Source organism: Verrucosispora sp. CNZ293 (genome assembly GCF_002754655.1).
In genome coordinates, this window is sequence record NZ_PEFR01000001.1 from 1,358,600 (window position 1) to 1,373,279 (window position 14,680).

General features: G+C 67.4%; 11 protein-coding genes. 6 read left to right on the forward strand and 5 right to left on the reverse strand.

Annotated elements, in window-relative coordinates:
* Positions 1-53 precede the first annotated feature (53 nt).
* Positions 54-2,204: a UvrD-helicase domain-containing protein gene (locus CLT74_RS06210; protein WP_099845693.1), complete on the forward strand. Its 2,151-nt coding sequence runs from the start codon at positions 54-56 to the stop codon at positions 2,202-2,204.
* Positions 2,205-2,738: 534 nt separating this feature from the next.
* Here CLT74_RS06210 and CLT74_RS06215 read toward each other — a convergent pair.
* The 4 genes from CLT74_RS06215 to CLT74_RS06220 all read right to left on the reverse strand — a co-directional run bounded on the left by CLT74_RS06215 (position 2,739) and on the right by CLT74_RS06220 (position 4,652).
* Positions 2,739-3,515, reverse strand: coding sequence for a transposase family protein (locus CLT74_RS06215; protein ID WP_099845186.1), 777 nt, complete (start codon positions 3,513-3,515; stop codon positions 2,739-2,741).
* Positions 3,516-3,624: 109 nt separating this feature from the next.
* Positions 3,625-3,885 carry a hypothetical protein gene (locus CLT74_RS30160; RefSeq protein WP_143697087.1) on the reverse strand — a complete coding sequence of 87 codons (261 nt, stop codon included), beginning with the start codon at positions 3,883-3,885 and terminating at the stop codon, positions 3,625-3,627.
* 4 nt (positions 3,886-3,889) lie between these two features.
* On the reverse strand, positions 3,890-4,126 hold the full coding sequence (locus CLT74_RS31160; protein WP_486582036.1) for a DUF429 domain-containing protein: 237 nt from the start codon (positions 4,124-4,126) through the stop codon (positions 3,890-3,892).
* Positions 4,077-4,652 carry a DUF429 domain-containing protein gene (locus CLT74_RS06220; RefSeq protein WP_486582037.1) on the reverse strand — a complete coding sequence of 192 codons (576 nt, stop codon included), beginning with the start codon at positions 4,650-4,652 and terminating at the stop codon, positions 4,077-4,079. Before CLT74_RS06220 ends, CLT74_RS31160 begins: the two co-directional genes overlap by 50 nt.
* Before the next feature lie 172 nt (positions 4,653-4,824).
* Between CLT74_RS06220 and CLT74_RS06225 the strand changes: the two genes are divergently transcribed.
* The 4 genes from CLT74_RS06225 to CLT74_RS06240 are packed head-to-tail and all read left to right on the forward strand — an operon-like array spanning position 4,825 to position 11,915.
* Complete coding sequence (locus tag CLT74_RS06225) at positions 4,825-6,096, forward strand: hypothetical protein (RefSeq protein ID WP_099845694.1); 1,272 nt, start codon at positions 4,825-4,827, stop codon at positions 6,094-6,096.
* Positions 6,097-6,116: 20 nt separating this feature from the next.
* Complete coding sequence (locus CLT74_RS06230) at positions 6,117-8,093, forward strand: phospholipase D-like domain-containing protein (protein WP_143697088.1); 1,977 nt, start codon at positions 6,117-6,119, stop codon at positions 8,091-8,093.
* A gap of 26 nt (positions 8,094-8,119) precedes the next feature.
* Entirely contained in the window at positions 8,120-11,551 is a 3,432-nt protein-coding gene (locus CLT74_RS06235) for a DEAD/DEAH box helicase family protein (RefSeq protein WP_158240219.1), read from the forward strand.
* Positions 11,532-11,915 (forward strand): hypothetical protein, encoded by a 384-nt coding sequence (locus CLT74_RS06240; RefSeq protein WP_143697089.1) that lies wholly within the window; start codon positions 11,532-11,534, stop codon positions 11,913-11,915. The genes CLT74_RS06235 and CLT74_RS06240 overlap by 20 nt, the downstream gene beginning before the upstream one ends.
* 13 nt (positions 11,916-11,928) lie before the next feature.
* Here CLT74_RS06240 and CLT74_RS06245 read toward each other — a convergent pair whose 3' ends face one another.
* Positions 11,929-12,432: a hypothetical protein gene (locus CLT74_RS06245; RefSeq protein ID WP_143697091.1), complete on the reverse strand. Its 504-nt coding sequence runs from the start codon at positions 12,430-12,432 to the stop codon at positions 11,929-11,931.
* A gap of 246 nt (positions 12,433-12,678) precedes the next feature.
* Here CLT74_RS06245 and CLT74_RS06250 point away from each other — a divergent pair, with 246 nt between their 5' ends.
* Positions 12,679-14,676, forward strand: coding sequence for a hypothetical protein (locus CLT74_RS06250; RefSeq protein ID WP_143697093.1), 1,998 nt, complete (start codon positions 12,679-12,681; stop codon positions 14,674-14,676).
* Positions 14,677-14,680 lie beyond the last annotated feature (4 nt).

Below are 14,680 nucleotides of genomic sequence, written 5' to 3' on the forward strand. Positions count from 1 at the left end.
GCCCGGTAGGGTCGCACCCATCGCCTCGATCGATCATTCAGGAGGTCCGCGTCGTGCCGCAGCTGGCCTTGGCCAACAGCTTCTGGCAGAGCTACGACGTCCTGGAAAAGCCGATCAAGGCTGGCGTGCGCAAGGCGATGGAGAAGTTCCAGCAGCTCAGCATCGCCGAGCTGCACGCCGACAAGGGCCTGCACCTGGAGTCGGTGAACAACGCGCGGGACCCGCGGATGCGGACCATCCGGATCACCGACTTCTGGCGCGGGGTGGTGCTGGCACCCGACGACGGCAGCGACATCTTCCTGCTGCTCAACGTCGTGCCACACGACGACGCGTACACCTGGGCCGCGAAGCGGCTCTACACCGTGAACACGGCGACGCGGGCGTTGGAGGTCCGCAACGTCGTCGCCATCGAGCAGCTCACCCCGGCGCTGGAGAAGGCCGCCGCGGAGGCGCCGAACCTACTGTTCGCCAAGCATTCCGACACGGTGCTGCGCCACCTCGGCGTCGACGACCAGGTGCTGCGGGCGGTCCGCACGATCATTGACAAGCGGCAGCTGGACGCATTCGGCACGCTTCTGCCCGAGGACCAGTTCGAGGTGCTGCAGTACCTCGCCGAGGGATTCACGCCGGACGAGGTCTACCGCGACGTGGTGGCCGAACGGCGGCCGGCGGACGCGACGCCGGAGCCGAGCGAGAGCCTCGAAATCGCCATCGCCAACACCCGTAACCGGATCACTCTGGTCACCAGCCCGGACGAATTGGCCGAGGTCCTCGACAAGCCCTTCGCCGCCTGGCGTGTGTTCCTGCATCCGTCGCAGCGGCGGGTCGCCTACCGGGTCTCCTACAACGGCCCGGCCCAGGTCACTGGTGGGCCGGGCACCGGCAAGACGGTGGTGGCGCTGCACCGGGTCAATCACCTGCTCTCCCGTACGCCCGACAGCCGGGTGCTGCTCACCACGTACACCAATGCCCTGGCCGCGACCCTGCGGGAGAACCTGGCGCTGCTCGTGAACGACGAGGAGCAGCTGGCGCGGGTCGAGGTCACCACGGTGAACGCCTTCGCGCACCGCGCCGTTCGGACCCTCGCCGGGCGGGTGCCGACGCCAATCGGCGACGTGGACGAGCGGCAGGTCTGGCGCCGGGTGTGCCGCAGGCTGAACCTGCCCTGGACCGAGCAGTTCCTCGCCCAGGAGTTCCGGCACGTGATCCTCGCCCACAACGTGCAGAGCCGGGAGGAGTACCGCGCGGCCAGCCGGCGGGGGAGAGGGTCGGCGCTCGGCCCGCGCCAGCGCGACCGGGTGTGGGACGCCGTGGACATGTTCCAGAAGGAGCTGTCGGCCGCCGGCACCGCCACCCACCTGCAGATCTGCGCACGGGCGGCACAGCTGCTCAGCGGTGCCGATTTCACCGAACACGGGTACGGCCATGTCGTCGTCGACGAGGCGCAGGACCTGCATCCAGCGCAGTGGCGGGTGCTGCGAGCCGCGGTGTCGCCCGGCCCGGACGACCTCTTCATCACCGGCGACCCGCACCAGCGGATCTACGACTCCCGAGTTTCGCTGAACGCACTCGGCATCTCCGTTGCCGGGCGCAGCAGTCGGCTACGGGTCAACTACCGCAGCACCGAGGAGATCCTCTCCTGGTCGACCGGAGTGCTCGTCGGATCTCGGATCGAGGACCTCGGCGGTGACGGCGATGACAGCCTCGCCGGCTACCGGTCACTGCTGCACGGCAAGCGGCCCCACGCCGCGGGGTACCCAACGAGCCAGGCAGAAACTGCGGCTCTCGTGGAGCGGGTGGGGGAGTGGCTGGAACAGGGCGTAGCGGCGAGTGAGGTCGCAGTGTGCGCCAGGTTCAACACCACCCTGAGCGACGTGCAGGAGGCGTTGGCTGCCGCCGGGATCCCGGCTGTGCGGGTGCGGGATCAGCCTGGCGCGGACGTCGACGGGGTGCGGCTCGCCACCATGCACGCGATGAAGGGGCTGGAGTTCCGGTGCGTGGCGGTGGTCGGTGTCACGGCGCGGTCGGTGCCGTTCGCGAAGGAGGTCACGCCGGCCGAGGTAGATCCGATGCAGCACGCAAGTGACCTGCTGCGGGAGCGGTGCCTGCTGTTCGTGGCGAGCACGCGGGCCCGGGAGGCGCTGCACGTGTCTTGGAGCGGACAGCCCAGCCCGTTCCTGTCGTTTGTTCCCGATCGCCAGTAGGAAGGATGCTCCGCATTGCCCTCCGCCAACTACGCTGCCTGCAGGTACAGCGTCACCGTGCAGACGGATGACCTGGCCGTCCTGCACATGCTCCGCGCACTGGCACAGCATTGCTATTCAGGGCAGCACCCGCAAATCGCGTGGGGAGGTACGACCGCCAAGTCCTGGCGCCTCAGCGGTGGTAGGGCGACCTTACGCTTCAACGCGCCGGCTGAACGACGTCGGTTCCTCAGTGAAGCCGAGCGGCTTCTACCCGTTGGAATCTGGAAATTGGAGGGAACGAACGACAACGATCCCGCGTCGCCGCAGCGGAAGTGACAGCGCGCCGCCTCGCGAGGTCGAGCGCACATCCGCAAGCTCGGACAACAAGTCGGGATCGGACGTTCATCTGCCTATGAAGCAGTGAGGTTGATGGCGTGCGTCCAGAGGACGACGTCGAGCACTCGTAGAGGTGAGTCCGAGATTCTGGTCTGCATACCGTCCGAGGTGGCTGCCGCGTCCCTCGCCTCCGCGGAGCCGGATACTGAGCCATTTTCATCGTGAGTAGCGGGCGTCTTCGGCGGCTTGGAGCACGAGGATGGCCTGGACGATCGGGGTGGCTCGGCGGGGGCAGCAGCGGAGCTTCGTCAGGATTTTCCAGGTCTTGAGGGTGGCCACGGCGCGTTCGCCGAGGGCTCGGATCTTGGCGTGGTGCCGGTTCACGGACTTCTGCCGGCGGGACAGGCGGGTGCGGCGGCGTTTGAACGGGGTCCAGATGGTGCCGCGGGCGCCTTGATAGCCCTTGTCCGCGAAGGTCAGCACGTTCGCGCTGGTCAGCGCGTCGATCAGGCCGTGGGTGCGGCCGGCGGTCAGGTCGTGCACCGAGCCGGGCAGCGCGGCCGAGGCCCAGACCAGCCGCCCGGCCGCATCGGCGAGGACCTGCACGTTCACGCCGTGGCGCTTGTGCTTGCCCGAGTAGTAGGGCCGCTGGTCGGCGACTCGGTCGATCGGGATCAGCGTGCCGTCGAGGATCGCGTACGCCAACCGGGCAGCCCGGCGCATGACCGCGGTGAGGTCGTCGGCGCAGCCGGCGAGCAGGTCGACGGCCTCGCGCAGGTAGCGCCACACGGTGGTCACCGACACGGCGAAGCCGGCCGCGAGGCGGGTGAGGGTGTCACCGTTGCGCAGGTGGGCCAGGGCCATCAACGCCTGCTGCTGCGCGGGCAGCCTCCGCCAACGACCGCCAAGCACGCGGCGCCGGTCGCGGATCAGCTCGGTCAGGCGGGTCAGGCTGCGCGTGGACAGCGGGATGCTGGCAGGATAGGTCAGCAACGAAGCTCCCGTACTGGGCGGTCGTTCTTGGTCGACTGCTGTCCTACCGGGAGCTTCGTCCTATCTGGAGCAACGACACGCCGCTGCGTACCTGCTCAGGCCCCTCTGATCACGATGAAAATGGCTCACTGAGTAGCGTCACCGCGAACAGATCGGCGGCCGTAATCTGCCACGGGTCGTTTGGTGTGACCGTCAGGAACGTCGCGCCAGCGAACTTGCCCATCGGGTCGTAGTAACGGGCGAGCCGACTCCCTGCCAGCTCTGTGTCCTCCAGCGCTTCAAGTGCCGCCGCGCGAGCCGCAACCAGCGCATCTACCTTCGGAAGGGGCCAACCCTCCGGGACCTCTTCTAATGATCGTTCGTCAGTCATGCAGTCAACCCTTCGTGCGTGAGGTGCTGAGGCTGCTCAGTGGTGCGGTCGGCAGGGCGATCCAGCCCTCGGTGGAGGCAGCGGCCAGGTCGACGGAGCTGGGGCGTGTGGCTTGGCCGACGGCAGCCGCACGAGCGGTCAGCGCGGCCACGACCGCGTCGACTGCGTGATCGCTACCTCGGCACGCTGCCTCAAAGTCGCCGAGCTGCAGCCACGGCGCAGCATCGATCAGCCGGTCCATCAGGTCGTTCAGCGCGCTGCTGTTCTGCCGTCCCTTGTATCCCCCGGTAGGGCAGGCCCCACTGCTTCAGCGAGGCCGCAGGATAGACCTCGACAACTGTCCCGCTGCCACTGCGATCCACGGGTTGCCCATCCGCAGCGAGCCGCGCCAACAGGGCGGCACACCGCATCGCCGTGTGTGCGATGCGGTCCGCGGCGACGCTGAGCGGTGGGCGGCCGGTCACCGCGTGGGTCACCGCGTCGGTCCGACGCCAGGCGAGCCTCCTGCGCCAGTCGCGCCCGACCAGATCGGTAGGGGCGACGAGATCGCCGCGATGATGGGCGATGACGAACTCCACGAACGGCTCGGGCCAGCCAAGTGGGCAGTCAATACCGACCTTGTCCGCCGCCGACGCGGCCCGCAGGAGCTGATCATCGCCTGCGCCGATGGTCAATTCCTCCAGTGCGGCCCCTGTCGCAGACCATCGGATCCAGGCCACCGCGGTGTTGGCGTTTTCCGCCGCAAGATCAATGCCCGCCGTTAACATCCGCCCAAACTACTCAGCATCAGCGGCCCGGCATACCGTCCACCAAGGCATCTCTCGATCCGGCGATGACCGAACGCAGCCGAGTCATGGCGCCAGGCGAGGGCGGAACGCCCGAGATCTGTGTCGGTACGGACGATTGGCGGTTGAATTCCAGTTGAGAATGATTGCGCCCGTGGCGCTCTTCCTGACCGACCTCGATCCTCGTGCGCGCGTGAAGGGATCCCGCGACGGGCTTGGTGCGCAGGCCGTCTGGTCAGCCACGGGACGCCCGCTCATCGGCAATCTCACCACGGTCACGGACTCGCTTCCGGGCTTCACCACCCTGCTCGTCGGGCTGCGCTTGGCTGAACTCGCCGCCGCGGACGAGTCCGACAACACGATGGACACCTTCCTGGTCTGGGAGCAGATGGTGGCGTACGTGCGGCACGTCGTGCACGATCATCGGGGGTTCTTCGGGCTGCAGCGCATCGCTGCCCGGGCAGCGAAGGCCGGCAGCAATGGCGGCAAGGTACATCTGTCGGCGCAGCCGGAGCATCAGATCCTGAGCAACCAGCGTACGGACGGATTGCTCGGTAACTACACCGCCCCGGCGCGGGTGTCCGGGCTCGTCGCGCCGGGAAGCCCGGTGCGGCTCACCCCTGAAGCGAGCGCCTTCGTGGACGCTGTCTACCTGCCGCGATTGGAATCCGGGTGGGGCCGAAATGCCCGGTACCTCGTACGGGAACTGGGGCGGGAGCGGGTGGTATTCGACCTCGGCGCAAGCACGAGGTGTGAGTCCGTGGCCAGCATTTTCGCCTCCGAGATGTCGCAGCAGGAAATCGACTTCTACCGGTACCACCTGGTCGAGGGAGGACCGAGTGATCCGACCAAGGGACGGCAGGCCAAGCTCGCCGTACTGCTCGAAACCAGGCCCCCCAACTCGATCCGCCCCTCACGGCCGTATCTGATATCAATCGCCGACGACGCCGAGTCGCGTGGCTGGAGCGACATCGCCGACCTGGTGCGCAGGATCGTCGCGTGCGAATCCGTGCTCGCGCCGGCCTCCCTGCTCTTCAGCTACCTGCTCGGACGGAATGGCGTCCACCTCGACCACGTCGTGGCCGACCTCCGATCGTCCTGGGGGGACCGCCTCGATTCGATCGACCCGCTTGCGGCGTCCGCACTGCCTGGCCAGGAGTGGCCACGTATCGCCGAGGCGCTCGCCCACGGTGCTTATCCGGAGCTCATCAGGACCTTGGCCGAGCGTAACGCCGCGGTGATGCAGGAGCGTGGTGCGGCGCTCGCCTGGCTGGAGGTGACCGACCAGGACCAGCTGCGGGTGCGGTTCCGGGATGAGCCGGCCGATTTGCCCACCCGTGACGAGATCCGGGAGCTGTGGCGGTACCCGTACTTCATCCCGTCACTGGTGTCCATGCTGGCGGCAATCGGGAAGGGTGAGGCGTGAGCGAGGGCATTCCCCGGGCGGTGCTCACCGAGGCGCTCCGCGCGCAGATCAACGGTCGCGAGGTGTTGGCCGCGGTGTTCTGCACGTTCCGCTTCGACCCCGGCTTCTTCGAGCGAGAGATCCTGCCGGCTCTCTTCGACATTCAACTGCACCAGGACCCGCAGATCCGGCGCGTCCAGCTCGAGGAAGCGCTGCGACCACTCGCCGGCCGCGTCGCCGTCTACTACGACCCCCGTGCGATCGTGACGGTTGACGGAACAGCCTGCCTGGACGTACGTCGAATCCCGGTCCGGCCCCGCACCGGCTACTTCCACCCGAAAAACGCGTTCATCCTGGTGCGCGACACGTCGACCCAGGAGCGGTCGCTGGTGGTGCTCACCGGCTCTGCGAACCTGACACAGGCGGGCTGGTGGGAGAACGTCGAATGCGCCCACCTAGAGGAGATCCTCGAGCACTGCCGGTCGCGTACTGCCCCGGAGATCCAGCGGTTCCTCGAACATCTGCGGAGAATGGCGAGGAACTTCGAGTCCCACACCGCCCTGGACGACATTCTCGGTCTGCTTCGTACCGTGCAACCGATCGTGCACCGCTCGACGAACCATCGGATGCACCCGCACTTCCTTCACAACGGCCGGCGTGGCGCTCAGGACTTGATAGATCAGCTCGACGAGATCGCCGGCCAGTGGCTGCGTGGCGCGAATTTGGAGGTCCTCTCCCCGTACCTCGATGACGCGGACGCCTCGGCGCCGCTGAAGAGCCTGATCGACCGCTTTCAGCCGGACAAATGGCGGGTGCTACTTCCCGAGGAGGGCGGTGTGGCCCGGTGCCGTCCGGAGCTTTACGACTGGGTACGCGAACGCGGCGGGGAGTGGGGGCGACTACCCAAGGCGGTCCTCGCGCGCGGCGGCAAACAGGCGACGGGAGCGACGTACCGGACCGTGCACGCGAAGGTGTACCGCTTTTTCACCAAGGACTGGGAGGTCACCCTTGTCGGGTCGTTCAACCTGACCAGGCCGGCGCACTCGGGTGGTGCGAACGTCGAAACCGGGGTGTTGTCGGAGGTGACGGTCGATCGGCGCCCGAGGTTCTGGCTGGAAGAGATCGAGGAAACACCAACATTCGCTCAGCCAGTCGGCGAGGACGATGGCGTCGATCAGGGTTTCGTGCCCTTGCTGGCACGCTTCGACTGGGCGTCCGGGCAGGCCGAGGTCCTGTGGGACGGCGTCGGCGACAGCCCGCGCATCGAGGTGTACGACCGCGGCGTACATCTCTTCGAGATCACTCGCCTGGAGCCAGCCGTCTGGACTGCCCTCGCCGCCGAGGATGCGGCGATCCTGCGCGAGCGGCTCCGCGAGACCAGCTTTCTAACTGCGGTCATTGGCGACAAGCGCGGAATCGTGCTGGTCCACGAGACCGGCATGGCCCACCGGCCCTCGATCCTGCTCGACCTGACGCCGGCCGACATTTTGCGCTACTGGTCGATGCTCACGGCCGAGCAGCGGAACGCCTACCTGGCCCAGCATGGCGGGACGCTGCTCGGCACCGGGGCGGATCTGCCGGTGGAGTCCGCTCCGATTAAGCCCGTCGATACGATCTTCGATCGGTTCGCTGGGATCTTCCACGGGTTCGCGTCGCTGGGCCGCGCGGTGCGCAAGGCCCTCGACGAGGGTCGGATCGAGGAGGCCCGGTTCCGGATGTTCGGTGCCAAGTACGATTCCCTGCCCGTTCTCGTCGAGCAGGTGGCGAACGACTCTGAGGGCGATCCGCTGGACCGGTACCTCATGGTGCTCTGCGCGCAGCAGCTCGCCGACGACGTACGCGACGGCTTCCCGGCGTTCTGGATGTCGGATCCGATCGGGGTCACGCGGCTGGAACAGGCGCTCGCCGTGCGGGTAGCCCTACGGCAGCAGCTCGTGGCGCGAAACGACGCCGAGATGGCCGAGTTCCTCGACTGGTACGAACCCCGCTTCCTCAGGATGAACGCGGTGTCGGCATGAGGATCAGTGTCGACACCGCCGCGCAGTTGCTGGACTTCGACAGGGTGATCCGCAATCCGCAGCGGTCGCGAGATCAGCTCCACGGAGCGGTTGCCCTGCACAACATGCTGCAGAGCCATCGGGTCGCCTACCTGGCCGACGAGGTCGGCATGGGGAAGACGTACGTGGCGCTCGGCGTCGCAGCGTTGCTGCGCCACTTCACGCCGAACCTGCGGGTGCTCGTCATCGCGCCACGGCAGAACATCCAGCAGAAGTGGCAGCGGGAGCAGCGCGTCTTCATCAAGAACAACGTGCGCCTCGACGACCTCCGGGTGCGGATGCCGGGTGGGCTGCCGGCGCGTCCCCTCGTAAGCTGCCGGAGCCTGATTCAACTTCTCGAGGAGACTGCGGTCGGACCGGACCGTGACTTCTTCGTCCGCCTCCCCAGCTTCAGCCTCCCGATGCGCCAGGATGCGCAGCAAAGGCGCAACCTGCGCGACCGGCTGCGTGAGCAGGTGCCGTGGATTCCCGAGGAACTGGTCGATCTGCGCGCCAACGCGGATGTCATCAAGGACCGGTTCGCCCAGGCAATCAATGCCGCGCTGCCGCACTTCGATCTCGTGATCGTCGACGAAGCGCACAACCTCAAGCACGGCTGCGGCCCACAGTCGTCCTCCCGGAACCGGGTCCTCGCCACCGTGCTCGGCCGGGACCGCGCCGACCTCGATCCGGGACTGCAGAAGAAGTACGGCCGCCGGGCCGGCAAGGTGTTGCTGCTCTCCGCGACGCCGGTGGACGACGACTACCGGCAGCTGTGGAACCAGCTCGATGTCTTCGGCCTCGCCGAGCCCTTCCGATCGCTCCGGGACCCGGACGCCAGCGAGCACCAAAGACGAGACGCCGCAGGACAGTTCCTGATCCGCCGAGTGACATCGCTTGAGGTCTCCGGGCAGCGGATGACCAAGAACCTCTATCGGCGGGAATGGCGCGCAGGGGGCGTCGCAGAGCACGATGAACCGATCCGGATCGCGGACGACCGGCAGCGGCTGACTGTCGCGTTGGTCCAAAAGAAGGTGAGTGAACTGCTCGACGACGAGCGGTTCGGCACTCGTTTCCAGGTCGGGATGCTCGCGTCGTTCGAGTCGTTCCTCGAAACCAGCGCGGCGAAAAAACCGGCCGCGGCCGAGGACCCCGACGACATCCCCGACGAGGCAGTCGAGGCCAACTTCGACGACGCGGAGCAGGCCGCGGATGCGGCCGAGCGGCAGGGCATCGACGTACCGATGCTCAACGACCTTGCCCGCGACCACTTCCAGCGGTTCGGTCGCGAACTGCCGCACCCGAAGATGGACGCCCTCGTCGGTGCTCTCAACACCTCTTGGCGCGACGCTCGCAAGGGGCTCGTATTCGTCCGCCGCGTTGCCTCCGTCTCCGAACTCAAGCGCAAGCTGGACGACGAGTACAGCGACTGGCTCGTCGACCGGTTGCGGAGCCGGCTGAGCGAGCGACACTGGGCCGCGTTCGACGGCGCCGTCGACGAGTTCCGCCGACAGCGGTCGCTGCGCGATTCGCTCGCCGTCGTGGCCGCTGACCAGGTCCGGGAGGACGATGACGCCGGCGGGCAGGACACCTTCTTCGCCTGGTTCTTCCGGGGCACCGGTCCCGCCGGCATCGTCAGCGGAGCGACCATCCAGGCGAGGTTCCGTAGCCAGAGCGGCGCGCTCGGCACCTTCTTCGACGACAACCACGTCATGACGCTTTTGGGCGTCCGTCCCGGGCAGGTCGGCGACTCGCTGGCGGCTGCGCTCGGCAAAGAGCGGGACAAGGTCGACCGGCTAGTACGCGAACACTCACGCCACTACCTGACGGAGGCCAAGCAGTCGACCCGTGGCGCTCGGTTCGACGCCGTTCAGGCCGCCGCGCTCGAACTACTCGCCCATCGCGAGGGGCAATATCGGGAACGTGCCGAGGTGATCTGGCGGGAGCTGTACCGCCCGGAGAAGCGGAGCGCCGTCTCGGCCGAGGCCGACCCGGAGCTGCTGGAGACCCTGACCTTTTTCACCGAGCTTCGGCAGCGGCCGCAGCTGCGCGACCTGATCTGGCCGGAACCCACCGGGACCAACGTCGGCGAGTCGTTTCGAGAGCAGTACCTCCGGGCACAGATCCTCTCGGCCGCCGCCCGCCTCGGGCACGCCTTCCTTGATCTGTACGCCGTCGTCACCGATCACCTGCCAACCCTGGACCCGGCGGCTTCGGTGGAGGCGGATGGACTGATCACCGCCTACCTCGACGATCTCGAACAACAGGTAGTGGTCCCGTCTGGAGACCGGGACTGGTCGGCGGTGGACGAGCTCAAGGCCTTGGCCGAGCACCACGACCTGGTGCTCGACATCAACCTTCCTGATGTGCGGCGGGCCGATTTGCGAGAGGCCCGCAGCCTTGTGAGCCGGCTCTTCACGGCTCAGGAACCCGTCGCCGGCATGTCCGGTCGGGTCAACAACCGGCACGTGCAGCAGTTCCGTCTCCCCGGCTACCCGTTCGTGCTGATCTGCACCGACCTCCTGCAGGAGGGCGAGGATCTGCACACCTTCTGCTCCCGCGTCTACCACTACGGTCTCGCCTGGACGCCCTCCGCGATCGAGCAGCGGATCGGACGGATCGACCGCGTGCGATCCGAAAGTGAGCGCCGGCTGACAGCCGTTAGTGGACCGGCTGACGGCGACGATCTGCTGCAGGTGTACTACCCGCATCTCACCGACACGGTCGAACGCCTGCAGGTGCGTCGCGTACTACGCAGGATGAATGACTTCCTCCGGCTCATGCACGAAGACCTCACGTTGCCGGCGGCCGGGGACGGCCACCTCGACGTCAGCCGGGAGGCACTCGTCGACGAGGCCGTCCCACCGCTGCCGGCCGGGCCGCTCCAGACATCCTTCCCGGTGCGTCCAGAGCACCTGGACGGACAGGACCGGCCGCTGGCCGTGGACGGAACGATCGCCAGGCAGCAACTCGACCGCTTCAGCTCCCTGGTACGCGCGGTTCTGCCTGGCCCCGCAATCGAGTGGGAGCGGAGCCAACCTGGACGGGGAACACTTCTCGGCACGGTCGTTTTCGTCAGCGGGCGGCAGCAGCCATTCAGCCTGCAACTCGAACGGGAAGGCCTTCACCTGCTCGTGCACTGTGTCAGCCCCATTGGGCGGATCAACAGCTTGGACCAGTGGGATGACCTGGCGCGTTGGTCGGCCGGGACTCCGACGCGGCTTGGCACGGTGGAGGCCCGCGGCGGAAGCTACGACGTCACCGTCGAGGAAGATGTCCTGCTGACCACACCGGAGCACGATCGTTCCCGGGTCGCGGCACTGATCCGGCGGGTCACGACGCTCGCCGACGCGCTCGAACGGGAGCACCTTCCCGAACGCGATCGCCTGCTCAAGGAGTTCAGGACGGAGTTGGAGAGAGATGTTCGGCATACGCGATGACTGGCAGCGGCTGTGTGCGGTCGAGGATATGCGGCCGAAGCGGCAGCACGTGAAGGTCTCGTTCGCCAACGGCCGCTCGCACACGGTGCGCGTACAGAATGCTCCGGACGGCTACCTCCTCATGGCCGTGGTCGCCGACCCCGACGTCGTCGACCAGTGGGACCGCCTCTACCGCGAGGCGTGGGAGAAAAACCGACACAGCCGCCTGGTGGGGTTCCGCATCGACGGCGAAGGCCGGATGGTCGCCCACGGCTGGACACCCAAGGACGGACTGACCGCGGAAGCCTTCCAGACTCTTGTTCGCGCCGTCGCCCGCGAGGCGGACCGTTACGAGTTCCAACTGACGGGTACTGATCGGCGGTAATGGAGACGGTTTGTCAGCCGTACAGAAAAGCGTAGCCGTCCAACCGGTTGATGAGTTCGTCGTCGCGGGTCACCTCGAAGCCGCGTTCCCTCAAAGCGGCCACAAGTCCAGTCTCAGCGGCGAGGGGGATCTCCAGGTAGTCGCCGTTGAGCACGGTGGGAACGTCCTTGGCGTGTCGGGCTTGGAGATCTTTCGGCAGGAGGGTTAGTGCGCGACTGGTCACCATCTTGGGCCAGTCGCCCTCGCTCACCGCGCCGACATCGCTGATGTTGAACGGCTCGTGATCATCGTGCTCATCGTTGCCCTCGTACTCTTCGTCAGTCGGATTCCAGGTGTGACGGACCGCAACCTTGCGTGCTTCGCCCCAGGTGCGGGCGGAAGCGATCGCGGCGATTTCGGCGGCCTCCTCGACGGCGGTGTCGGCGTCGGTGAAGGCAAGGCAGTCGTGGGCCCTCGCGTGGCCGTACACGAGCTCGCGTGGGGATTGGAGCTGTGGGGAGGACGAGATGCTTGTCATGGCGCGATTGTGCCTCCTTGGTGATCATCACGTCGTCTGGGGTCCGGCGCTGGACGCGGGGTCGTGCAGGCCGGTCGACTTCTCGGCCGGTGCATGTCCGCCCGCCAAGCCGATCCAGGTGGCCGTGCCGCCCCGTCTACAGTCTCAGCCGTGGAGCGAGCTGAAGTCGTCGTCCGACAACCGAGCCGGAGTAACGAACCTGCCCGGGTTGGTTGGGTGCTGTCCGTCCAGGGGGCCAGGTGTCTCGTGCGATGGGAGGACAACGGCGAGGAGGAACTGGTCGTCGCGGGCGGAACCATCAGGCGCGCGCAGCGCGGCTCACTACGCCATCAGGCGCTGGTCGACCCGACCCCAATCGTGGGCTGGTTCGCCGATGACCCCAAGGGCATGATCCTGCGGCTGTTACGTGAGCACCGTTCAGCAATGCCCGGCACCCGCATCAGGCAGGAACTCGTGCAACTCGGCCTCGACCCCACCGCTGTGAGGAAGGCGTGGACCAACGCAAGTAAGACACTTGGCAACAAGCCAGAGGTCGAGGTGACGGGAAAGAAGGGGGCGCCTCTCTATCGGTGGATCGGTGCCGAGGAGCCCTCGACCGAGGCCGCCGTGTCGTGGGTTTCTGCGGCAGTTGCTGACCCGGAACCCGATTCCGTCCGGCATCGGCCTGACGAGTCAGCACCTGTCGTTGAGACGCGTAGGGAGACAGTCGCCCCGGACAGCGTAATGACGCCGTGCCAGGCGACTGCTCCAGCACTGGAACAACAGGCCAGCCAGCGGCCAGAGGCGCCGGATGCGGAACGAGCAGCAACTGTGGCGGCCGTACAGAACGAGGAGCCGCCTGCTCCATTCAAACAGCCGAGCTTCGCCGAGCAGATCGCCGAACTCACCGGTGATGAGCGACCAGCCAAGCTGCAGGACTACGTGTTGCGGCCGCTGGCCGTTGGCGCGCGTTTCGGAGAAATCGAAAGTCAGCGGATCGACGACTTCCTCGGCGCACTCACCGAGCACGATCGTGAGGTGGCGGAGAGCCTGTTGCTCGCGCTGCCGCGCCAGTCGGCCGCGATCGACGGCACCCGTCGGCGCAGGCCGATCGCGGGGTCCGTCGTCGAACAGGTCCTCGCCGCTGCTGCCGAGGAACTCCGTGCGTACGCGGAACCCGACTCTGCAATTCTCACCGCCGCCGCCTGGCTGCTCCGGCGCGCGTCGGCGGTCGACGACCTGCCCGGGTCAACCGCTGCACCCCTGATGTCCCTCATCATCGCCGTCGCCTCGCCGCGGCGAGAGCAGGACGTCTCCGTCCTCGACACGGCTGCCGCTGGGCTCGGTCGCCTCCTGCCGGCGCTGTCGCGCGACGAGCGTACGAGTCTGGAACTCACCGGACTAGCCCAAGCGGTGACACACCTGCCGCTGAGTCGCAACAGCGGCCGCGCCGCCCTGCTCGCCGCAGTCGCGAAGTTCCGGAGCAAGGACCTGCTGTCCCCGGACTGGTGGGAGGGCGTGAGCGTCGACGCCCTCGCTGAGTGCGCGACCGGCCCCCTTGCCGGCGTCACTTCGCGTCCCGAGATCGTCGAGCAGTACGTGACCCCGCTCGTGACCCGGGAACTCTCCCGGGTCACGTCCCGGATCAGACTCGGCTTCCTGCTCGGCCTGCCGGGCGAGTTCGTGTCGAACCTGTCGGCCGACGCGCTGGCCACAGCCTTTCGCCGGGTGGCCGGCGACGAACCGGTCGTGGCCGGGCTGGTCGGCACGCTGAGCCAGGAGCGGCGGATAGAGACGTTGCGCCAGGATGTGGAGCGGGCACGCGCGGACGCAGCGGCCGCCGAGCAGCGGGTTGAGGCGGCGGAACGGCGGACTGCCGCGCTGGCCGACCGGTGCGACCGGCTGGAGGAAAGCCTGCGTGCGGAGCACCGCCAGGCAACATCACTCCGCTCGGCCCAGGACCGGCAGATTCAGATCGACGTAATCCGGTCGCTGGCCGACCTCGCCGCCGAGGTGGAGGAACTCGCCGCCGACCAGACGACCCCGGAGGTGCTCGTGGAGCGGGTGCGGGCACTGGTGTCCGCGCAAGCTCTTGAACCCGTCGGTCAGGCCGGTCAGAAACTGGCCTTTGACCCGACCATGCACGAGCCCATTGTCGGTGCCCTAGGTAAGGAGGACGCGGTTACTGTCATCCGACCTGGATACCGGTGGCGCCCTGCCGGTGAGGACGTCCTCATCGAGAAGGCGTTGGTGACGACGACCTAGGGAG

What these genes read in the sequence shown, in the direction of transcription:
- CLT74_RS31160 (WP_486582036.1), bottom strand. Translation starts at nt 4,126, where the DNA reads ATGGACCGGCTGATCGATGCTGCGCCGTGGCTGCAGCTCGGCGACTTT.
- CLT74_RS06240 (WP_143697089.1), top strand. Translation starts at nt 11,532, where the DNA reads ATGTTCGGCATACGCGATGACTGGCAGCGGCTGTGTGCGGTCGAGGAT.
- CLT74_RS30160 (WP_143697087.1), bottom strand. Translation starts at nt 3,885, where the DNA reads ATGACTGACGAACGATCATTAGAAGAGGTCCCGGAGGGTTGGCCCCTT.
- CLT74_RS06245 (WP_143697091.1), bottom strand. Translation starts at nt 12,432, where the DNA reads ATGACAAGCATCTCGTCCTCCCCACAGCTCCAATCCCCACGCGAGCTC.
- CLT74_RS06220 (WP_486582037.1), bottom strand. Translation starts at nt 4,652, where the DNA reads ATGTTAACGGCGGGCATTGATCTTGCGGCGGAAAACGCCAACACCGCG.